Below are 21,745 nucleotides of genomic sequence, written 5' to 3'. Positions count from 1 at the left end.
TGGCTAGCCGGCGCGGCGAAACGTGAGGTTGATGCGGCATTCGCCCAGCGCTTCGTGACGGTTCGGCTTCAGCGGCAGCACGCCATGATGGCGCAACCGCGCCGGACCGCCCCACACGACCACGTCGCCATGAGCCAGCGGCACCCGCATCGCGGGATCGCTGCGTTGTTCGCCACCGAACAGGAACACGGCGGGAATGCCCAGCGACACGGAAACGATCGGCTGGCCGAAGTCGCGCTCGTCGCGATCCTGATGCAGGCTCAGCCGGGTGCCCGGCTCGTAGCGGTTGACCAGGCAGGCATCCGGCGCGAAACCGGCAAAGCCGGCCTGGGCGGCCGCGCTGGCGGCGAGCTTGCGGAACACGTCGGGCAGCGGGGGCCAGCGCTTGCCGCTGTCCGGATCGACCGGATCGTAGCGATAGCCGCGCCGGTCGCTGACCCAGCCCAGCGATCCGGCATTGGTCATCGCCACCGACATGCGCAAGCCGCCGGGGGTGATCAGGTGGCGGAACGGCGCCTGCGCCACGACCGCATCGATCGCCTGCAGCAGCGGCGCCTCGTTGGCCAGCGCAAAGCCGCGCAACACCACCGCGCCTGCGCACAAGGACTCGTCGCGCCGCGGCGCCTGGATGCCGGCGAACAGGTCGGTGGTGATCATGTGGCGTCGTGGAAGATGATGCCCAGCGTGTGGCGATGGCCGCTGCGCAGGCGGCTGACGCCATGACGCAGGTTCACCCGGTAGCTGCCCCGCGTGCCCTGCACCGGGCGCTGGTGCACCGCGAACATCACCGCGTCGCCCTGGCGCAGCGGCACCACGTCGGCGCGTGACTGCATGCGCGGGCGCTGCTCGGTCAGCACGAATTCGCCGCCGCTGAAATCCCGCCCCGGCTCGGACAGCAGGATCGCCACCTGCAACGGAAACACGTGCTCGCCGTAGAGATCCTGGTGCATGCAGTTGTAGTCACCGGCGCCGTACTGCAACAGCAGCGGCGTGGGCCGCCGCTGGCCGGCGCCGTGGCAGCGCGCGAGAAACGCCACGTGGGAGTCGGGATAGCGCACGTCGATTCCCATCGCCGCATTCCAGCGATTCGCGACCGGCGCCAGTCGCGGATAGATCGCGCCGCGCAAGTCAGCCACGGTGTCCGGCAGCGGGTAGGCAAAATACTGGTACTCGCCGCGCCCGAAACCGTGCCGGCCCATCACGACACGGCTGCGGAAGATCGCCTCGTCGGCGTAGAGGCCGGCCAGGTCGCGGCATTCCTGCGGCGACAGCAGGGCTTCGAGCATCGCAAAGCCCTGCGCGTCGAGGTCGTCCGCGACGTCGGCCCAGTCGAAAACCTGCAGTCGCGCAGCGGCGTCATCCGTCATCGCGTCGGGCATCGCGTTCATGCCTTGGCCTCGCGGGCGAGCAGGGCGCGCTTGCGTTCCACGCCCCAGCGATAGCCGGACAGGCCGCCGTCGTTGCGCACCACGCGATGGCAGGGGATCGCCACCGCCAGCATGTTCGCCGCGCAGGCGCCGGCCACCGCCCGTACTGCCCTGGGCGAGCCGATGCGCTGGGCGATCTCGCTGTAACTGACGGTGGCGCCGGCCGGGATGTCGCGCAGTGCCCGCCAGACCCGCTGCTGGAACGCGGTGCCGCGCACATCCAGTGGCAGGTCGAGGCCGAGCGCCGGCGCCTCGACGAAACCGACCACCGTGGCCACCAGCTGTTCGAAGGCGCGATCGCCACCGATCAGGTTCGCTTTGGGAAAGCGGTCCTGCAGGTCCCTGGCCAGCGCATCCGGGTCGTCGCCGAACAGGATCGCGCAGACGCCGCGCTCGCTCTGCGCGACCAGGATGGCGCCCAGCGAGCACTCGCCGATCGCGAAGCGGATGTCGTGGTCGACGCCGCCGGCACGGTAGCTGGACGGCGTCATGCCGAGCAGCTGGTTCGAGCTCTCGTAGAAACGGCTGCTGGCGTTGTAGCCGGCGTCGAAGATCGCCTCGGTCACGCTGCTGCCGCGACCGAGTTCGCTGCGCACCCTGCTGGCGCGGTGTGCCGCGGCATATTGCTTCGGCGTCACCCCGGCGATGGCCTTGAAGATGCGGTGGAAATGGAACGGGCTCAGGCCGGTCGGTTTCGCCAGTTGCTCCAGCGTGGGCGTGGTCTCCGCGTTCTCGATCAGGCGGCAGGTCGCGGTGACCATGGCCGCGTGCTGCTCCTGCAGCGACAGCTGGTCCGGCTTGCAGCGCTTGCACGGGCGAAAGCCGGCGCGTTCCGCCGCCGCGGCCGAATCGTGGAAGGCCACGTTCTCGGGCCGGGCCGGGCGGGCTGCGCAGGAAGGGCGGCAGTACACGCCGGTGGTCCTGACCGAATAGAAGAAGCTGCCGTCGGCGCCCGCATCGCGCGCCTGCAGCGCGGCCCAGCGGGGGTCGCTAAGGGTGGCGGCGGCCTGTTCGGCGATTTTGTCGGCGGTTTTCATGGGTGTGCTCCCGAAGATTATCTCGTGCAGCCAATCTACGGGGCGGTGGCCGTGGCGGCACTCCGGGTCTTGCGGTCGAATTCGTGCCGTTCATCGTGATGGACATGCGAAACACTGGCGCCTGCATGGCAGATATCAAGTGCCGATGGCTGCGCGTGTGCGGGAAGTCGCGATTTACCGGCAGCGCGATCGCGTATACCTTCACCGGGCGCCGCCGTGGCCGATCGCCAGCGGCGCCCCTGTTCATCGCCAGAGGCCTGCGCATGACGAAACAGAGGACGCGACAGGGCAGGGATGTCCCGCCAACCACGGCGTTCCCGAGACGATGCGCGTGTGTAGCCGTTCTGATCGTGTCGCTGTGGGCCGGCGGCGCGGCCGCGGCAACGCAGATGCTCGCCAGCGGCTGGCGCTTCCGCCTCGATCCGCATTCGCCCGCCACGCAGACCCACCCGGAAGCGGCGGGCTGGCGCGCTGCCCATGTGCCGGGCAGCGTGCAGACCGACCTGCTGGCGGCGGGCGTGATCGTCGATCCGTTCCAGCGCGACAACGAGGCGGCGTTGCAGTGGATCGGCCTGGCCGACTGGCAGTACCGGTTGCCATTGGGGATCGATGCGGCGACCTTGCGGCATGGCCACGTCGATCTGGTCTTCGACGGCCTGGACACGTTCGCCGACGTCTCGCTCAACGGCCAGCCGCTGCTGGCCGCGGACAACATGTTCCGGCGCTGGCGCGTGCCGGTGAAGGACGTGCTGCACGCGGGCAGCAATACGCTGCAGGTCACGCTGCATTCGCCGATCGCCCGGATGCAGCCCTGGCTGCTGAAGCAGCCGCATGCGTTGCCGGGCGAATTCGATTCCGCGTTCGGCGATGAGCCGAAGGGCAGGCAGACGGCCAACTACGTGCGCAAGGCGAACTACCAGTATGGCTGGGACTGGGGCCCGCGCTACGTCATCGAGGGCATCTGGCAGCCGGTGCACCTGGAAAGCTGGGACGAACTGCGGCTGGCGGATTTCCACGTCGCCCAGCAGCACGTCGATGCGCAGGCCGCGCAATTGCTGGCGCAGTTCGATCTTCGTGCCGACCATGCCGGCAAGGCCGAGCTGCGGGTGACGTGGACGGCGCCGGACGGCAGCCAGCGCAGCACGATGCTAGAGACCTCGCTGGCCGCTGGCGACAACCATGTCGATCTGCCCCTGCGCATCGAACATCCGCAGCGCTGGTGGCCGGCCGGCTACGGCGAGCCGAACCTGTATCGTTTCCATGCCGACGTGGTCGTTGCCGGCAAGGTGGTCGCCAGCGCCGAGCGCGATACCGGGCTGCGCAGCGTGGAGCTGCGGCGGCAGCGCGATCGCTGGGGCCGCAGCTTCGCCTTCGTAATCAATGGCGTGCCGATCTTCGCCAAGGGCGCCAACCTGATCCCGCTGGACAGCTTCCCCGAACGCGTCACCGGGGCGCGCCTGCAACAGATCCTGCAGTCCGCCCGCGACGCCAACATGAACATGCTGCGCGTGTGGGGCGGTGGCTATTACCAGAGCGATGCGTTCTACGCACTGGCGGACCGGCTCGGCCTGATGATCTGGCAGGACTTCATGTTCGGCGGCGCGATCCCGCCGTACGACGAAGCGTTCCGCGAGAACACCAGGATCGAGGCGACCGAACAGGTCATCCGCCTGCGCGATCACCCGAGCATCGTGCTGTGGTGCGGCAACAACGAGGTGCAGACCGGTTGGGAGTCCTGGCCCGACCGCAAGAAGTTCGCCGAGGCCATCGGACCGGCCGAGCGGGCGCGCGTCGAGCAAGGCATGCGCACCCTGTTCGGTGAAACCCTGCGCGACGTGGTGCAGCGCCATGCGCCGGACGTGCCGTACTGGGCCAGTTCGCCGAGCACGGATTTCGACGGGCCGGCCAACGTGCCGGACGACGGCGACATGCACGTGTGGGACGTCTGGGCCGGCTCCGCCCCGATCGAGGACTATCTGAAGACCACGCCGCGCTTCCAGTCCGAGTACGGCCTGCAATCGTTCCCGGCGCTGGCCACCCTGCGCAGCTTCGCCGCACCGTCCGACCTGTCGCCGGAGTCGCCGATGATGCGCGCGCACCAGAAATTCGACGGCGGCAACGGCAACCGGCGCCTGCTGTACTACATCCGCAAGTATTACGGCGAGCCGAAGGATTTCGCGTCCTTCGTCTACCTCAGCCAGGTGATGCAAGCCGAGGGCATCGAGCTGGCCGCCGACCACCTGCGCAGCGCGCGCCCGCAAAGCATGGGTTCGCTGTACTGGCAGCTCAACGACGTGTGGCCCGGCGCCTCGTGGTCCAGCGTCGACTATTTCGGACGCTGGAAGGCGCTGCAGTTCCACGCCCGCCGTTTCTACGCGCCGTTGCGGGTGGCGCCGATCCGTCGCGGCGGACGTACCGAGGTGTTCCTGGTGTCCGACCGCACCGCGCCGCTGGACGCCCAGCTGCGCCTGCGCGTGATGGACATGGATGGGCAACTGCTGCACGAGCGCCTCGACCAGGTGCATGTGCCCGCGCTGGCCAGTACCCGCGTCGCCGAGTTGGCCGATGCGGCGCTGCTGCAAGGTGCCGATCCGCATCGCAGCTTCGCCGTGTTCGAGCTGATCGTGCAGGGCAGGGCGGTGTCGCGACATCTGCTGTATTTCGATCGCGCGTCGACCTTGCAATTGCCGACCCCGGAGTTGCAGGCGGAACTCCGCGACAGCGGCCATGGCGTGGTATTGAAGCTGCACGCGAAACATCTGGCGCGCGCCGTATGGATCGACTTCGGCGAACTGGATGCCAGGGTATCGGACAACGCCCTCGACCTGCTGCCCGGCGAAAGCATCGAACTGCAGGTCAGCAGCCCGGCCGATCTCGCCTCGTTGCAAGCGGCGTTGCAGGTGCGCTCACTGGTCGATGCCACGGTCGGGCAAAGCGTGGCCCGCGACGGGGGCTGCAGCGTTTCTCCAGGGAAATGCGTTAATCCCGCGCAAGCCGGGATTCGTGTAAGGCTTGCGAAACCGCAACCTGGACTTCCACCTTCGCGGGAATGACGGGCAAGCGGGTCATTCGAGGGCCTTCATCGAATCATGAATACATCTCGCCGTTCACTGTTGAAGTTGATGGCCGGCGCTGCCAGTGGCGCCATGCTCGGCGGCATCCCGCTGGTACACGCCGCATCGCGCTTTCCCAGCCATCGCCCGCCCCCGGGCAAGCGCAAGTTCACCAGCGCAGCCGTCGAAGCGCTGATCGCCCGCACGCGGGCGAAGATCGGCGATCCCGAACTCGCCTGGCTGTTCGAGAACTGCTACCCGAACACGCTGGACACCACGGTGCAGCTGGGCAGCCTGGGCGGCAAGCCGGATACCTTCATCGTCACCGGCGACATCGATGCGATGTGGCTGCGCGATTCCTCGGCGCAGGTGTGGCCGTACGTGTCGCTGGCTGCGCACGACGAAGCGCTGCGCCGGCTGTTCCGCGGCCTGATCCATCGCCACGCGCGGTGCATCTCGATCGACCCGTATGCCAATGCCTTCCTGCCCGATCCGCAGGCGAAGACGCCACTGTCGTGGGCGCAGCACGACCTCACCGACATGCGCCCGGGCGTGGCCGAGCGCAAATGGGAGATCGATTCGCTGTGCTATCCGATCCGCCTGGCGCATGCGTACTGGCAGGCTACCGGCGATCGCCAGCCGTTCGACGACGACTGGCGCACCGCGATGCATGCAGTGCTGGCGACGTTCCGCCAACAGCAGCGCAAGCACGGCCCCGGTCCGTACCATTTCCAGCGGCCATCGGCCAACCCGACCGATACCCAGTTCCTCGGCGGCTACGGCAATCCGACCCGTGCGGTCGGGCTGATCCATGCGATGTTCCGGCCATCGGACGACGCCTGCGTGTATCCGCTGTTCATCCCCGGCAACCTGTTCGCGGTGAGTTCGCTGCGTCAACTGGCGCAGCTGTCCATCGCGCCGCACGACGACCGCGCCTTTGCCGGCGAATGCACCGCGCTGGCCGATGAGGTGGAACAGGCGTTGCAGAAATTCGGCGTGATGCGCGATGGGCAAGGCAACGAGATCTGGGCGTACGAGGTGGACGGTTACGGCAACCAGCTGTTCATGGACGACGCCAACGCGCCGGGATTGTCGAGCCTGGCTTACCTCGGCTGCTGCAAACGCGACGACGCGCGCTACCGGCGCAGTCGCGCACTGGCCTGGAGCCCGCGCAATCCGTATTTTTTCCAGGGCCGCGCGGCGCAGGGCATCGGTGGCCCGCACCAGGGCTTGCGGATGATCTGGCCGATGTCGATCATCATGCGGGGCCTGAGCAGCGACGACGACGGCGAGATCCGCCAGTGCTTGCGCTGGCTGAAAACCACCCACGCCGGCACCGGCTTCATGCACGAGGCCTTCGATCAGGATGATCCGGCACATTTCACCCGCGCGTGGTTCGCCTGGGCCAACACCCTGTTCGGCGAACTGATCGTGCAAGTGGCGGCGCAGCGACCCGAACTGCTGCGGCACGCATGACCCCCGAACACGCAACGGAGAACGCAGCATGGTGACACGCAGACGTTTCCTGCAGGGCGCAGCCGCCCTGGGCCTGCTCGGCAGCCGGCTCGAACCGCTGGCGGCGTTGGCGGCACCGCGCAACGGCCAGGCGATGTCGCCGGCGCCCGAGCCTGACGGTTTCGCCCGCCACGTGAATGTCTTCATCGGCACCGGCGGCCACGGCCACGTCTATCCCGGCGCCACCTTGCCGTTCGGCATGGTGCAGCTGAGCCCGGACACCAACGACGCCGGCTGGGATGCCTGCTCGGGCTACCACCAGGGTGATGGTTCGATCATGGGTTTCTCGCACACGCACCTGAGCGGCACCGGCGCCAGCGACATGCTCGACGTGCTGGTGATGCCGGCACAGGGACCGGTGCTGCTGCAACCGGGCGGGCGTGGATTGCCGGACCTGAACTACCGCTCGCGCCACGACGGCGCCGATGTCGGCGAGCGGATTTCGCCCGATGCGATGGCGCAGCCCGGCCCGGGCTACCGCTCGACGTACGATCAGGAACAGGCGCAGCCGGGCTACTACCGGGTGCACCTGAAGAACCACGACATCCTCGCCGAGCTCACGGCGACCTTGCGCACCGGGCTGCATCGCTACACCTTCCACGGCGACGGCAGCGGCCACCTGCTGGTCGATCTCGCGCACGGCTACCACGACGATGCCGCGGTACCGAGCAAGGTCAGCGATGCGCGGCTGAAGCTGGTCGGCAACGACACCCTGGTCGGCGAGCGCCGCGTGCATCAGTGGGCCGGCGGCCGGCACATCCATTTCGCGATGAAGCTGTCGCACCCGATCACGCAGGCCACGTTGTACAACGAAGACGCCGCCCTGCCGGCCGGTGCCGGCGAAACGCAGGGCCGGCACCTGAAGGCGGCGCTGCACTTCGACAACGTCGCCAGCGCGCCGCTGCTGGTCAAGGTCGGCATTTCCGGCGTCGACGTGGCCGGCGCGCTGCGCAACCTCGACGCGGAAGTGCCCGGCTGGGACTTCGAACAGGTCCGCAGGACGGCGGCCGCAACGTGGGAGCGCGAGCTGGGCCGCATCCGCATCGACACGATGTCCGAAGACACGCGCAGCATCTTCTACACCGCGCTGTACCACACCATGCTGGCGCCGACCCTGTTCAGCGACGTCGATGGCCGCTACCGGGGCATGGACCTGGCCGTGCACCAGCTACCGTCGGGCGCGAACAACTACAGCACCTATTCGCTGTGGGACACCTACCGGGCGCAGCATCCGCTGCTGACGCTGTATCAGCCCGATCGCGTGCCCGACCTGGTCAACGGCCTGGTGCGGATGGCCGGCGAAAGCCCTGACGGCCCGCCGGTGTGGCCGCTGCAGGGCGTGGAAACCGGTTGCATGATCGGCTACCACTCCGCCGCGGTGGTAGCCGAGGCGCATGCGAAGGGCTTCACCGGCATCGACTACGCCGCGGCCTGGCCGCTGTTTCGCCGGCGGGCGATGGACGACGACTACCGCGGCCTGCCGTACTACCGCAAGCTCGGCTACATTCCCAGCGACAAGGAAGGCGAGGCGGTCAGCAAGACGCTCGAATACGCCTACGACGACTGGGCCGTGGCCCGGCTGGCCGATGCCGCCGGCGCGCATGCCGAAGCCACCCGGCTGCGCGAACGCTCGCGCAACTACCGGCACGTGTTCGACCGCAAACTCGGCTTCGTGCGGCCACGCGCGAAGGATGGCCACTGGCTGGAACCGTTCGATCCGCGCGGCATGGGCCACTCGAGGAAATGGCGCGACTTCACCGAATCGAACGCGTGGCAGGCGACCTTCCTCAACCAGCACGACCTGTACGAATACATGAAACTGTTCGGCGGCGAGCAGGCGTTCGAGCGCAAGCTGGATGAACTGTTCAACACCAGTTCGGCGCTGCCGGCCGATGCGCCGCCGGACATCGCCGGCCTGGTCGGCCAGTACGCGCACGGCAACGAACCCAGCCATCACGTGGCCTACCTGTACGCGTACACCGGTGCGCACCACAAGACCCAGGCACGCGTGCGCAAGCTGCTGGAAAGCATGTACGAGGCGCAGCCCGACGGCCTCGCCGGCAACGAGGACTGCGGCCAGACCAGCGCCTGGTACGTGCTCGGCGCGCTGGGTCTGTACGCGGTCGATCCGGTCAGCGCCAACTACGTGTTCGGCAGCCCGCTGGTCGATCGCGCGGAGATCGAGCTGGCCGACCGGCGCAGGCTGATGGTGCTGGCGCCGGGCAACGGACCGGACAGTCCGTACATCCAGTCGGTCAGTTGGAACGGCCAGCCATGGAGCCGCAGTTGGATCAGCCACGCCGAGCTGGCCGCCGGCGGCACGCTGGAATTCAGGATGGGCAGTACGCCGAACCCGGAATTCGGCGCGTCGCCGGCGGACCGGCCGCCGTCATTCGGCGAGGCCGCCGGCAGGAAGGCCTGACGACGGCGAGGGCTCACCAGTCCGTGGGGCGGTAATCCTTGAGGAACTGCCCCCACACGTGCTCGCCGGTGTTGATGCCGTGGATGATCGGATCGACGATGCGGGCGGCGCCGTCGACGATGTCCAGCGGTGGATGGAAGCGTTCCTCCGCCACCTTCCTCGCGGCCAGCTCGGCCGGGTCCTCGTCGGTCACCCAGCCGGTGTCCACGCTGTTCATGTGGATGCCGTCGTTGTGGTAATCCGTCGCCGAGGTGCGCGTCATCATGTTGAGCGCGGCCTTGGCCATGTTGGTGTGCGGGTGCCGGGTGGTCTTGAAGTTGCGGTAGAACTGGCCTTCCATCGCCGACACGTTGACGATGTGCTTGTCGCGATCGGCCGTGCGCAGCATCAGCGGCTTCAATCGCGCGTTGATGATGAACGGGGCGATCGCGTTCACCAGCTGCACCTCCAGCAACTCCACCGACGGCACCTCGGCCATCAGCAGGCGCCATGAATTGCGCTGGCGCAGGTCGACCTGCTGCAGGTCCTGGTCGAGCCGGCCTTCGGGGAACAGGTGACTCTGCGCCAGCAGTTCCTCCGGCAGCAGCGCCACCTGCGACAGCTCGGCGGCGCGGGTCAGGCCGGGAACGGAGGAATCGTGCCGGGCCGGCGCATCGCCTTGCGGCAGGATGTTCGAGCTGCGCAAACCCTCGTAGTGGCCGACCAACTGGCGCACATGCTCGGGCATGTCGTGCAGCGCGGCGGTCTCGCCTTCCATCATGTGGGCGTAGAAGTCCGGTGGTCGGCGCACGGTCTGGCAGGCGTTGTTGATGATGAAGTCCAGCCGCGGGCGGGTGGCCACCAGTTCCTGGCAGAACGCTTCCACGCTGGGCGTGTGGCGCAGGTCCAGGCCGTAGACCTGCAGCCGGTGACCCCATTCGGCGAAGTCCGGTTCGGCCGCGTAGCGCGCCGCCGAGTCGCGCGGGAAGCGCGTGGTGACGATCAGCTCGGCGCCGGCGCGCAGAAGTTTCAGGCCAGCCTGGTAGCCGATCTTCACCCGGCCACCGGTGAGCAGGGCCACGCGTCCGCTGAGGTCGGCCAGTTCGTCTCGCTTGGCGTAGTTGAACGCGGCGCAGTCGGGGCACATCTGGTCGTAGAAGAAGTGCAGGGTGGAATACTTCTTCTTGCAGACGTAGCAGTGCCGGGGTTCGATGGCTTCGCGCGGCTGCGCGGCATCGGCTTGCGGCGGGATGTCGTGTGGCTCGAATCCCTGGGGCGGGAACAGGTTGGCCGTGGTGAACACGGGGCGGCGGCGCAGCGTGCGGATGCCGGTCTGGTTGAGTACCGATTCCTCCGCTTCGACCTTGCTGGCGTAACGGGCCTTTTCAGCCGCCTTCAGCTTGATCCGGCGCGCCGCCGGGTCGGGGTGATAGACCTGCGCCACGGCCTGGTGCAGGCGCTGGCGATCGTCGGCCGGCAGCCGGTCCAGCAGCTCGCGGTCCGCCGCCACCGACTCCAGCAGTTCAGCCGCGGCGCGCAGACGCTCCAGCAGGCAGGCATCGGCGTCTTCGGGCGGGGAGGCGGGGGGCATGTTCAAGGCGGTCATTCGTCGTCGGTCATCGGCAGGAAGGGGCGGACACCCGGGATGGCATGCCGCAACCGCCTATTTTGCCTGTTTTTCCGCGCCAACCGGGAAAATCCGGCCGGCCGCGGCGCGCGATGCCCCTGAACCGCCCCGCACGGGCTTCCAGCGATGCGATCCAGCGCACACTTTGTTGGCGCGGTCGATGCAAGAGTGAAACCGTAGTTGTCCAGGCTGGACGGCAGGTATCCGGGTGACGGGGCGCTGGCAGAGTCGAGAGCCGTGGTCGCCCAAGCAGGCAGGGTTGTTTTGTGAGTTTGTCGATTTCTGCAAGTGCGCCAGTGCAAGAGGCCGCCATGGCCGATCCGTCCGCCGTATTGCCCGCCATCAAGAGCGTGCTCGACAGCTTGCCGACCGCGCATCGCGCCCTGCCGATCGGGCGCCGGATCATCGGCCAGGGCTGTCACGGGGCCGTCCGCAGCGACGAAGCCACCCCGCGCATCCGCTTCGTCTACTTCACCGCCGGCGCCGACCATGATCGTCACGCCGCCTACCATCGCCACCTGATCACCGCCGAAATCCTGCTCGACCGCGTACTGGCTGCCCACGTCGCCGGGCTGCGCTCGATGGCGCCGTCGCTGGATTACGCCGCCGAGGCGCGGGCCACGGTGCCGCCACCGGCAGGCCTGTTTCATCGCGCCACGCTGGAACATCGGCGCTGGTATCGTGCCGACGGCAGCGTCCGCGCGGTGCCGCTGACGCAGGAGGCACTGTCCCTGCGGATGGCGGCCACCGACGAATTGTCCATGCGGGAAGCCAGGGCCCGCACCGCGCAGCGTTCGCACGCGCTGCCGGCCCGCGACCAGGCTTGGCTGGTTGCCCGTCGCGCCATCCCGCTGGGCCAGCGCCCGCTGAACCAGCCGGAGTGCCGCAGGCTGGCCGCTGCCCTCGACGGGATCTGGCAGGCATCCACGGGCAACTCGCACGTGGAACGGGCCAACCGGCGGATCGCCCTGAGCGTTGTGGCCGTGCTGGGCAACCTGCTGGACGAATACGTGGCCTCGCCTTTCCAGTGCGCCGCCTTGAGCGAAGCGTTCAACACCAGCCACCTGGCCCATCTGCGCCAGACCATCGCGGACTCGCGCCAGACCGAGTCGGCGTCGGACAGCTTGCTGGCCGGTCCGAAGGCCTGGTTTGCCGCCAAGGCCGTCCGCATGCGCGCCGAACACCAGCTCGGCCTGTCGATGTCGCCAGCGGCGTCTGCCAGCATCCGCCTTTCCGGCCGTGCCGTGGTGACCATGATCGGCGGTCGCCTGTACACCTTCATCGACGGTCGGCGATCGGGCTCGCGCCGGCTGCCGCCCCTGCTGGCGACTGACGCGCTGTCGGCCTGAGCTAATTCCCCGCCGCGGCGACCGAGCGGACGACCGTTCAGCTGTCCGCGCCGAACGGGGTACGGATTCCCGGCAAAGGCGTACCATGCGGCGCATGGCGGCTGCAGGGAGGTGCTCGTCATGTCCGATTCCCGACCCCTGGCCAGCGACGGTTCCACCGACGCGCTGTTTGCCGTGGTGTACGCACGGCTCAAGGCGATGGCCGCCCGACAGTTGTCGAATCGTCGCCAGGCCACCCTGGACACCACCGAGCTGGTGCACGAACTGTACCTGCGCATGGGCCAGCGCGAGGCGTTGCATTTCGACCATCCCGCCCAGTTTTTTGCCTACGCCGCGCGCGCCATGCGCCACCTGCTGATCAACCGCGCCCGCGATCGCCTGCGCCTGTGCGCGGGCGGGCAGTGGCTGCGGGTCACCCTTGACGACCAGGATCTGAAGCTGGCGCTCGACACCGCCGAGCAGACGCTGGCGCTGGACGCCGCGCTGGACGCGCTGGAACAGTCCGACGCCCGTGCCGCCCAGGTGGTGGAACTGCGTTACTTCGCCGGGCTCAGCCTGGAGCAGGTCGCCGACACGCTCGGCGTGGCCCGGCGCACCATCGACCGCGACTGGCGCTTCGCCCGCGCGTTCATCAAGGCACGCATGGGTTGAGGGTGCCGGGGGCGCAGCATGCCGTCGGGGTGGCGGCGAAGCGCGGCCGGGGGCGAGGTCGCAAACGGGGCATGTTCGGGGTTAACCGTGGCAAGGCATACCGTGGGGAGTTCGGCGTGGAACCCGCAACGACAATGCGCGACGTGTTCGAAGCGGCACTCGGGCTGCCCGCGGCGGAGCGTGCGCGTCTGCTGGACGAGCGCTGCCCCGATCCGCTGCGGCGCGCGGAGATCGAACGCCTGCTCGCCGCCGACGCCACCGAAGGCGAGCTGCTGTCCACCGGCGATGCCGCCTGTGCCGCGCGGGCCATCGGCGATACCAGCGTCGCCCAGGCGCTGCCGGCCGGCAGCCGCATCGGTCCGTTCGAGCTGGTCGAGGTGCTGGGCGAGGGCGGTTCGTCGACGGTGTTCCGGGCCTTTCGCCAGGTCGATGGCGTACGCCAGGAAGTGGCGATCAAGCTGCTGGCGCGCGGCCTCTACACCGCCGATGCGCAGCGCCAGTTCCGCCGCGAGCGCGAGGCGCTGGCGCGCCTGCGCCATCCCGGCATCGCCCGCCTGATCGAGGGCGGCATCACCGAGGCCGGTCTGGCCTATATCGCGCTGGAGCTGGTCGACGGCGTGCCGATCACCCGCTACGCCAGCCAGCACCGGCTGGACCTGCGCCAGCGGCTGGTGCTGTTCCTGATGGTCTGCCGTGCGGTGGAGACGGCGCATCGTGCACTGATCGTGCACCGTGACCTGAAGCCGTCCAACGTGCTGGTCACCGCCGACGGCCACGTCAAGCTGCTGGACTTCGGCATCGCCATGCTGCTCGACGAGGACGCCGCCGAGCAGATCCATACCCAGCATCGCGCCTTGACGCCCGCCTACGCGGCGCCCGAACAGTTCGCCCAGGAACCGGTCACCGCGGCGACCGACGTGTATGCGCTGGGCGTATTGCTGGACGAACTGATCACCGGGCAACGGCGCGCCAGCGTGGATGCCGGCACCCCGTCGTCACGGCTCAGCCCGGACACCGTCACCACGGCTTACGGCACCGTGCCGGCCAGCGTGTCGAGGCTGCGGCACAAGCTGCGCGGCGATCTCGACAACATCGTGCTGAAGGCCATCGCCACCGAGGCGGAGCGTCGCTACGCCTCGGCCGGCGCACTGGCCGAGGACATCGAGCGCCACCTGGACCGCCAGCCGGTGCTGGCCCATCCGCCGTCGCGCTGGTATCGCACCAGCAAGTTCGTGGCCCGCCATCGCGGCGGCGTGGTGCTCACCTCGTTGTTCGTGGCGGCCGTCCTTACCTCATTATCGATAGCGCTGTGGCAGGCGCAGGTGGCCCGCCAGCAGGCCGCACGCGCGAACATGGTGCGGGATTTCGTCGAGAGTCTGTTCGCACCAGTGCGCTACGGTGCCGCCACATCGGAACAACCGAGCCTGGACGAACTGCTGGCCCATGGCGTCGCGAAACTCGACAACGCGCCGTCGATGGATGACGGCAGCCGCGTGGACCTGCTGGCGATGTTCTCGCGCCTGTACGAGGACCTCGGCGATGTCGCGAAGGCGCGCCAACTGGCGAACCGGGCGGTCGCCTTGTCGGAACGGACGCTGGCGCCGTCCGCCATCGAATCGATCCGTGCGCTGACCGCACGCGGCTACGCCGCGGTGCGCATGGAGGACTATGCCGACGGCGGCACCGACCTGCGGCTTGCCCACCAGCGCATGCTGGCGCAGGGCATCCGCGGCGAAGCACTGATCGACCTGCTCGGTCCGCTGGGCGCGGTCGAGAACAGCGAGGGCCATGGCGAAGCCGCACTGGACCTCGCCCGCGAGGCACTGGCCGAACGGATCGCCAGCTGGGGGCCGGACGATCCGCGGGTCGGCATCGGCTACAACGACGTCGCCTCCGCGCTGGAAGGCCTGGAGCGCTACGACGAGGCCATCCCGATGTGGCGGAAAACGTGGCAGTTCGAGCTCGCGCATTTCGGCCCGTCCAGCAACCAGACGACGCTGGCGCTGGCCGGCCTGGCCTCGTCCACCTATCGCGCCGGCCAGTGGACGCAGGCACATGCACTGTTCGCGCAGGCCCTGGCGATGTACGCCCGCAACGGCAATGCGCCCCAGATCACCCAGGTGTATGCCGCGCAGAAAGCATGCGTGCTGGAGGGGCTGCGCGCCGATCACGCCAGCGCGCAGGCGCGTTGCGGGCAGGCGCAGGCCTGGTCGGCCAGCGGCTTCGGCGCGGATACCGCCCTGCATGGCGACTCGCTGGAGGCCACGGCCTTCGGCGAGGTGGAGGCGGGCGATCTCGTCGCGGCGCGCAAGCTGTTCGACGCGGCCCGCAAGCTGTACGGCAATGATCCGGCCAACCGCATGCGGATCGGCCGCGTGGACAGCGAACTGGCCGGCATCGCCCTGCTCGAAGGCCAGCCTGCCGTGGCGCGCAAGTTGCTGCCGGAAGCCATCGCCGGCCTGCGCACGCGCAAATACCGGATGCCGCCGCTGATCGCCGAGGCGCGCCTGCTGCTGGCCTGCGCCCAGACCCCCGCCACGCCGTGTCCAGCCGACCTGCAGGCGACAGTCGAGCGCGACCTTGCGGCGGCGGCGCCCCGCAACGACCCACAACTGCTGTGGGTGCACACGCTGCTGGCGCAGGTCGAGCTGGCGCATGACCAGGCCGGCGAGGCAAAGACCCGGCTGACGGCAGCGATTCCCCGTGCCGCCGGCGAGTTGCCACCGGCGCATCCGCGTCGACTCGCGGCGCAGCTGTGGCTTGCCGTGGCCGCGGCGCGCAGTGGCGACTGCGCCCATGCCGAAGCGCAGGCCCGCGCCGCCAGCGCGACCATCCAGGCCGGCGGTCTCGCTGCACATCCCGAACTGGCCATTGCCAGCACGCTGCTGCGCCATCCCCTGGCTTCATGCGGCCTGTTGCTGAACTGACCCGCGCTTCGGCGTCCCACTCATCACCCCGGCTGGCCTGCGTGGACCGGGTAGTGGGCGCATGTCGCAACTTGTCGCCCTTCGGTGTTCTCCGTCTTGCCACGACCACGCGGTCGGGCGGGGCAGGGGCTGCATCAACGACAAGCCAAGGGGGCACACCGTCATGTTCCATCAGCGCACTTTCGTATCCGTCGCAGCAGGACTGGTCCTGCTGGCGACTGTTGTCGGCACTCCGGCGCAGGATCGACGTCACCAGCCGTCACCGGCTGCCAACACGCTGGTCACCGCCAACCCTTCGGGCTGGCAGCAGACCAGCACGCCCAGCGGCAGCATCGATACCGCCAACCCGTTCTTCCAGAGCTTTGGCCCCAACGGTCGCTCCTGCGATTCATGCCATCGGCAGGCCCAGGGCTGGTCGATCACTCCGGACGAACTGCGCCAGCGCTTTGCCAGCACCGACGGCAACGATCCGATTTTCCGCCTGGTCGACGGCGCTGTGTCGCCACGGGCCGATGTGTCCAGCCTCTACGCGCGGCGCATTGCCTACTCCATGCTGCTCAAGCGGGGCCTGATCCGCGTGGGCATGCCAATGCCGGCGAATGCCGAGTTTCACCTGACCCGCGTCGATGATCCTTACGGTTACGCCAGCGCGAGCGACCTGTCGCTGTTTCGGCGCCCGCTGCCGTCGACCAACCTGATCTGGCTTACCGCGGTCATGTGGGACGGGCGTGAGACCGTCGCGCCATTCAAGCCGCCGATGGATGCCGGCATCAACCACGAGAACATCATCGAGAGCCTGGCTTCGCAGGCGCGTGACGCCATCCTCGGTCACGAACAGGCCGCGGTCGTCCCCGACGAGAGCGTGATCAACCGGATCGTGGACTTCGAACTGCATCTGTTCACCGCCCAGCTGATCGACCAGGATGCCGGCAAACTCAACGCCGGGGACGGCATGGGCGGCGCCAGCATCCTGGCGCAGCAGCGCTTCTGGATCGGCATCAACGACACCCTGGGCGGCGATCCCACCGGCGATGCCTTCGACGAGAAGGCGATGCGCCTGTTCGACGAGTGGAACGTCCCCGGCGCGCAGTTCAGCCACGATCGCGGCGAGCGTGCGCGGGCCGCGATTGCCCGCGGCGAGCAGCTCTTCAACACGTTGCCGATCGCGATCAGCGGCGTGGCCGGGCTCAACGACGTGACCGGCCTGCCCGTCATCCACGGCAGCTGCAGCAGCTGCCACAACGCGCCGAACATCGGCAATCACTCGGTGGCGCTGCCGGTGGACATCGGCATTGCCGACGCGAGCCGACGCACGCCGGACATGCCGCTGTACACGCTGACCAACAACTCCACGGGCAGGAGCGTGCAAACCACCGACCCCGGCCTGGCATTGCGTACCGGCAAGTGGGCCGACATAGGCAAGTTCAAGGGGCCGATCCTGCGTGGACTCGCCGCACGCGCGCCGTACTTCCACAACGGCTCGGCGGCGACGCTGATGGACGTCGTCGACTTCTACGACACCCGCTTCGATGTGCACATGAGCGGGCAGCAAAAAAACGATCTTGTGGCGTTCCTGTCGGCGCTGTGAGGCGTCACCACCGGAGGTAATCGATCATGCGTGCCTTGTCGGTTCTCTGCTACGGCGTGCTCTGCTACGTCGTGTTCTTCCTGACGTTTCTCTACGCGATCGCCTTCGTGGGGGACTTCCTGGTACCCCGGACACTGGACCGGCCGCCGCCGATCGGGCCGGAGACGCCCACACCCTGGATCATCGACCTCGCACTGCTCGGGCTGTTCGCCGTGCAGCACAGCGGCATGGCTCGCCGCAGCTTCAAGGCGTGGCTGACACGCGTGGTGTCGCCGGCGATCGAGCGCAGCACCTACGTGCTGCTGTCCAGCCTGGCGCTGATCCTGTTGTTCTGGCAGTGGCGGTCGTTGCCGGGCACGATCTGGCAGGTGGACGCCGGCTGGGGCCAGTCGCTCCTGTATGCGCTGTTTGCCTTCGGCTGGCTGCTGGTGCTCACCGGCACCTTCGTGATCAACCACTTCGACCTGTTCGGCCTGCGCCAGGTGTGGCTGTACGCTCGCGGGCGCCCCTGTACGCCGTTGCCGTTCAAGCAGCATTTTTTCTATCGCGTCGTGCGCCATCCGCTGATGCTCGGTTTCCTCATTGCGTTCTGGGCCACCCCACACATGAGCGCCGGCCATCTGCTGTTTGCCCTCGCCACCACGGGCTACATCCTGATTGCGGTGAAATTCCTCGAAGAACGCGACCTGATCGCCGCGTACGGCGGTGACTACCGCCGCTACCAGCACGAAGTACCGATGCTGTGCCCGTGGCCGCGCCCGCGCCATGGCAAATCGTCCCGTTCCGCACCCGGGGTGGCGCATTGAGCGGGTACCTTGCCCGCTGGCAAACCGCTCTTCAACGCGCTGTCGATAGGGTCGAACAATTGGCCATGTGCAGCAGCACGCCGGCCAGGCTTTTCAGGTCCTGGGCGTTGTGCGCGGCCACCCGTCGCAGGTTCCGGGCAGAGCCGCCGCGCAGGTAGGTGAGCCAGGCGGCCGGCGCCTCGGCGCCGGGCAGGTCGTCCTCGCGCACCACGCCGAGCAACTGTCGTTCGGCGGTGGCCAGGCGGCAGTTGGGCCACTGCCGCTTCCAGTGCCGGCGCACCGGGTGCAGCAGGTCCAGATGACCCAGACCGGCCAGCGGGTTGGGCAGGCGGGCGAGGCGATAGCGGGTGGCCAACAGCGGTGCGTCGTAGCACTTGCCGTTGTAACTGACGAGCACGGTGTCCTCGCTCAGCCACTCGGCGAACGTGTGCAGCATGGTGGTTTCGGCGGCCATCGTGGTAAGGGTGAGCTGGCGGATGCGGAAGCGGCCATCGAGCCAGTCGGCGGCACCGATCATGAAGGCGCGGGTGCCGGTGCCGCCGGCCAGGCCGGTGGTTTCGGTGTCGAAGTGAAGCAGGCGATCGTGAGGTACCAGTTCCATCCGGGCGAAGCTGGCGTCGATGATCGCCGGCGGAGCGAGCCAGTCAATCCATTGTTCGGTGTAGCGCAGGCCGGGCGCGATCTCGATGCCGGGCACCTCGCGGTCGTTGGACGAGAGTGTGGCCGGGCCTCGCTTCAGTTGCGCGTGTCGTTGCAGCAGGCGACGCAGTTCGGGGGAAATCACCCGATCCGGCACGGTCACCGCATGGCTGCTGACGGAATGGATGATTGATGTCGCTACAGGCGTGCTGGCGACTTTGCCGGCTTCCACGCGCAGCTTGCGCATCCGCGCGGCCAGCGCGCTCACAGCGCCACCAGCAAGGCCAGCACGCGCAGCGCCAGCGCCTTCGGCGCGCTGGCTGCCTCTTCGTCCGCGGCCAATACCGGGCCGACACAGGCCGGGCAGCCGGCGCGGCAGTCGCAACGTTCGATCAGGCTGATCGATTGCGCCACCAGATCCTCGCGACGCTGGAACAGCGGCTCGCTCTGGCCGATGCCGCCGGGGAAGGCGTCGTACAGGTAGACGGTGGGCGTGAACGGCGTACCTGGCGCCAGCGTGGCGGGCTGGCCGTCGTTGCCGCGGATCTGGCTGCGGCCACTGAGGTCGGCGCTGACGAACCACGCGCCATCGCCCGAGCCCACGGACTTCTGCAGGTCGCGCGCCTCGGCCATCACCGCCACGGTGGCCACGATGTGCAGCGCATAAGCCGCGCCGAGGAAACCGTCCAGCGCTTGCTGGCGCTGTTCGAACGCAGCCTCCAGCACCGCCTGCGGCAGCTGCCACCACACCGCGGTGGTGTGCAGTTCCTGGTCGGGCAGGTTGACCGGGCCGAAACCGATGTTTTCGTGCGAGTAGAAGCGGATCTTCTTGTAGCCCGGCACGCGGCGCACCACGTGCACCTCGCCGTGATGCGCCTGGCCGCAGCCCGCGTGCGAGCTGTCGAAGCAGTCCAGCACTTTCAATTTGGTGTAGTCGATGGCGTCGGTGTAGTAGTCGACGTTCGTGCGCGTGACATACGCCTTGCGGCCTTCCCAGTCCAGCTTCTCGACCTGGTAGGGCAGCGACTGGATCATGTGGATGGCGCCTTCGTACAGCGTCACCGCGGCGGCGGAGTAGTCGACCTCGGCAATGATGGTCTGGCGACCGTCGGTGCGATCGACCACCACGAAATTGCCGTCGGCGACCGAGCGCAGCGAGACCGCGATGGCCGGGTAACTGTCGGCAATCCATTCCCAGCGATCGCCTTCGCGATGCAGCACGCCTTCCTCGCCCAGCAAGTCCAGCCACGGCGTGGTCACTTCAGTGCCGAACATCTCGTCACCGACGAACGGCAACTCGAACGCGGCACAGCGGATGTGATCGAGCAGGATCAGCGGCTGATCCGGCTGGATGCGGGCATGCTCGGGCGTGGCGTCCTGGAAAAACTCCGGATGCCGCACCAGGTACTGGTCCAGCGGATCGGAGCTGGCCACCAGCACGCCCAGCGCCGATTGCTGGCGCCGGCCGGCGCGGCCGAAGCGCTGCCAGGTGGCGGCGACCGAGCCCGGATAGCCGTTCAGCACCACCACGTCAAGGCTGCCGATATCCACGCCCAGCTCCAGCGCTGAGGTGCTGACGATGCCGTCGATGCGGCCCTCACGCATCGCCCGCTCGGCGGCGCGGCGTTCCTTCGGCAGGTAGCCGCCGCGATAGGCGCGGATGCGCGGTGGCTTGCGCGGGTCGTGGTCGAACACGTCCTTGAGATACTTGGTCAGTACCTCGACCATGCTGCGCGATTGCGCAAACACCAGCGTCTTCATGCCCGATTTGATCGCCAGCCGCGCGATGCGATTGGTCTGCGAGCGCGCCGAGGCGCGCAGTCCCAGATCGGGATTGATCACCGGCGGATTCCACAGCAGCACATGCTTGTCGCCGGTGGGCGCGCCGCTTTCGGTGATCGCGGTGACCGCGTCCTCGATCAGCGCCTCGGCGTGCTCCTGCGGATTGCCGATGGTGGCCGAGCACAGGATGAATTGCGGGGTGACGCCGTAGAACGCGCAGACGCGTTTCAGCCGACGGATCACGTTGGCTACGTGCGAGCCGAACACGCCACGGTAGGTGTGCACCTCGTCGATCACCACGTAGCGCAGGTTCTCGAAGAACTGCGCCCACTTGGTGTGGTGCGGCAGGATCGCCTGGTGCAGCATGTCCGGGTTGCTGACCACGATGTCGCCATGCAGGCGGATCGCCTGCCGCGCATCGCCGGGCGTATCGCCATCGAAGGTGAAGGCTTTCACGCCCAGCTCGCCGGCGTTGTTCAACTCCAGCAGTTCGGCTACCTGGTCCTGCGCCAGCGCCTTGGTCGGGAACAGGTACAGCGACTTGGCCCTGTCCTGCATCGCCGCGCTGATCACCGGCAGCGTGTAGCACAGTGACTTGCCCGAGGCGGTGGGTGTGACGATCGCGACGTGCGCGCCCGATTGCGTGGCCTTCCAGGCCTCTGCCTGATGGCTGTAAAGCTGCTCGATGCCCCGCGTGCGCAGGGCTTGCGCCAGTGCCGTCGGAAGATCCGCGGGCATCGGCGCGAAGCTGCCCTCGCGACCGGGCACCACGAAGGCGCCGGTGATCCGCGCCGCGTAGCGCTTCGACAGGCGCTGGGCCAGCGTGCGGCCATCGCCGCGGTCGCGCAGTACCAGGTCATCGGTGGCATAACGGTCGGGCAAGGCGCTCATGGTTGGCATCCGCGAAAGTCTTCGCGGATTAAGCCGGCGTGGTGTCTCACTG

Annotated in this window: 13 protein-coding genes and 1 pseudogene; 8 read left to right on the top strand and 6 right to left on the bottom strand. The window is 68.3% G+C overall.

The genetic code is table 11. The features are described from left to right. Nucleotides 1–3: 3 nt before the first annotated feature. Genes alkB through ada form a run of 3 tightly spaced genes read right to left on the bottom strand, consistent with a single transcriptional unit; the run spans nucleotide 4 to nucleotide 2,464 of the window. Nucleotides 4–657, bottom strand: coding sequence for a DNA oxidative demethylase AlkB (gene alkB, locus ASD82_RS14850; RefSeq protein ID WP_056718581.1), 654 nt, complete (start codon nucleotides 655–657; stop codon nucleotides 4–6). Then, on the bottom strand, nucleotides 654–1,388 hold the full coding sequence (locus tag ASD82_RS14845; RefSeq protein ID WP_056718580.1) for a 2OG-Fe(II) oxygenase: 735 nt from the start codon (nucleotides 1,386–1,388) through the stop codon (nucleotides 654–656). The genes alkB and ASD82_RS14845 overlap by 4 nt, the downstream gene beginning before the upstream one ends. Further along, nucleotides 1,385–2,464: a bifunctional DNA-binding transcriptional regulator/O6-methylguanine-DNA methyltransferase Ada gene (gene ada / locus ASD82_RS14840; protein WP_056718579.1), complete on the bottom strand. Its 1,080-nt coding sequence runs from the start codon at nucleotides 2,462–2,464 to the stop codon at nucleotides 1,385–1,387. Before ada ends, ASD82_RS14845 begins: the two co-directional genes overlap by 4 nt. A 389-nt stretch (nucleotides 2,465–2,853) precedes the next feature. Here ada and ASD82_RS14835 point away from each other — a divergent pair, with 389 nt between their 5' ends. From ASD82_RS14835 to ASD82_RS14825, 3 genes are read left to right on the top strand one after another with little or no spacing between them, the layout of a single operon-like run. Then, nucleotides 2,854–5,517 (top strand): glycoside hydrolase family 2 protein, encoded by a 2,664-nt coding sequence (locus tag ASD82_RS14835; protein WP_157599297.1) that lies wholly within the window; start codon nucleotides 2,854–2,856, stop codon nucleotides 5,515–5,517. A 36-nt stretch (nucleotides 5,518–5,553) separates the two neighbouring features. Further along, nucleotides 5,554–6,993, top strand: coding sequence for a glycoside hydrolase family 125 protein (locus ASD82_RS14830; protein WP_056718578.1), 1,440 nt, complete (start codon nucleotides 5,554–5,556; stop codon nucleotides 6,991–6,993). Nucleotides 6,994–7,021: 28 nt separating this feature from the next. Continuing rightward, nucleotides 7,022–9,454 (top strand): GH92 family glycosyl hydrolase, encoded by a 2,433-nt coding sequence (locus ASD82_RS14825; RefSeq protein ID WP_056718577.1) that lies wholly within the window; start codon nucleotides 7,022–7,024, stop codon nucleotides 9,452–9,454. Nucleotides 9,455–9,467: 13 nt separating this feature from the next. On the opposite strand, the gene ASD82_RS14820 is transcribed toward ASD82_RS14825, so the two are convergent. Then, entirely contained in the window at nucleotides 9,468–11,039 is a 1,572-nt protein-coding gene (locus ASD82_RS14820) for an SDR family oxidoreductase (protein WP_200946112.1), read from the bottom strand. Nucleotides 11,040–11,371: 332 nt separating this feature from the next. On the opposite strand from ASD82_RS14820, the gene ASD82_RS14815 reads away from it, so the two are divergent. From ASD82_RS14815 to mddA, 5 genes are all read left to right on the top strand, one after another. Beyond that, nucleotides 11,372–12,409, top strand: coding sequence for a hypothetical protein (locus tag ASD82_RS14815; RefSeq protein WP_056718576.1), 1,038 nt, complete (start codon nucleotides 11,372–11,374; stop codon nucleotides 12,407–12,409). A 120-nt stretch (nucleotides 12,410–12,529) separates the two neighbouring features. Further along, on the top strand, nucleotides 12,530–13,060 hold the full coding sequence (locus tag ASD82_RS14810) for an ECF-type sigma factor (protein ID WP_056718575.1): 531 nt from the start codon (nucleotides 12,530–12,532) through the stop codon (nucleotides 13,058–13,060). Nucleotides 13,061–13,176: 116 nt separating this feature from the next. Next, the gene (locus tag ASD82_RS14805) at nucleotides 13,177–15,987 is read left to right on the top strand and encodes a serine/threonine-protein kinase (RefSeq protein WP_162253832.1); all 2,811 of its coding nucleotides are present in this window, start codon (nucleotides 13,177–13,179) and stop codon (nucleotides 15,985–15,987) included. Nucleotides 15,988–16,150: 163 nt separating this feature from the next. Further along, nucleotides 16,151–17,575, top strand: coding sequence for a hypothetical protein (locus ASD82_RS14800; RefSeq protein ID WP_056718573.1), 1,425 nt, complete (start codon nucleotides 16,151–16,153; stop codon nucleotides 17,573–17,575). Between the two features lie 26 nt (nucleotides 17,576–17,601). Then, nucleotides 17,602–18,381, top strand: coding sequence for a methanethiol S-methyltransferase (gene mddA, locus ASD82_RS14795; protein ID WP_056718572.1), 780 nt, complete (start codon nucleotides 17,602–17,604; stop codon nucleotides 18,379–18,381). A gap of 82 nt (nucleotides 18,382–18,463) precedes the next feature. Here mddA and ASD82_RS14790 read toward each other — a convergent pair. Both ASD82_RS14790 and ASD82_RS14785 read right to left on the bottom strand, forming a co-directional pair. After that, nucleotides 18,464–19,093 (bottom strand): annotated as a pseudogene (locus ASD82_RS14790) (ribonuclease H-like domain-containing protein); the annotation flags it as partial. 191 nt (nucleotides 19,094–19,284) lie between these two features. Next, nucleotides 19,285–21,693 carry a DEAD/DEAH box helicase gene (locus ASD82_RS14785; protein ID WP_056718570.1) on the bottom strand — a complete coding sequence of 803 codons (2,409 nt, stop codon included), beginning with the start codon at nucleotides 21,691–21,693 and terminating at the stop codon, nucleotides 19,285–19,287. Nucleotides 21,694–21,745 lie beyond the last annotated feature (52 nt).

Source organism: Rhodanobacter sp. Root179, assembly GCF_001428465.1.
Classification (GTDB): domain Bacteria; phylum Pseudomonadota; class Gammaproteobacteria; order Xanthomonadales; family Rhodanobacteraceae; genus Rhodanobacter.
This window is presented reverse-complemented; position numbering and strand designations above follow the sequence as displayed.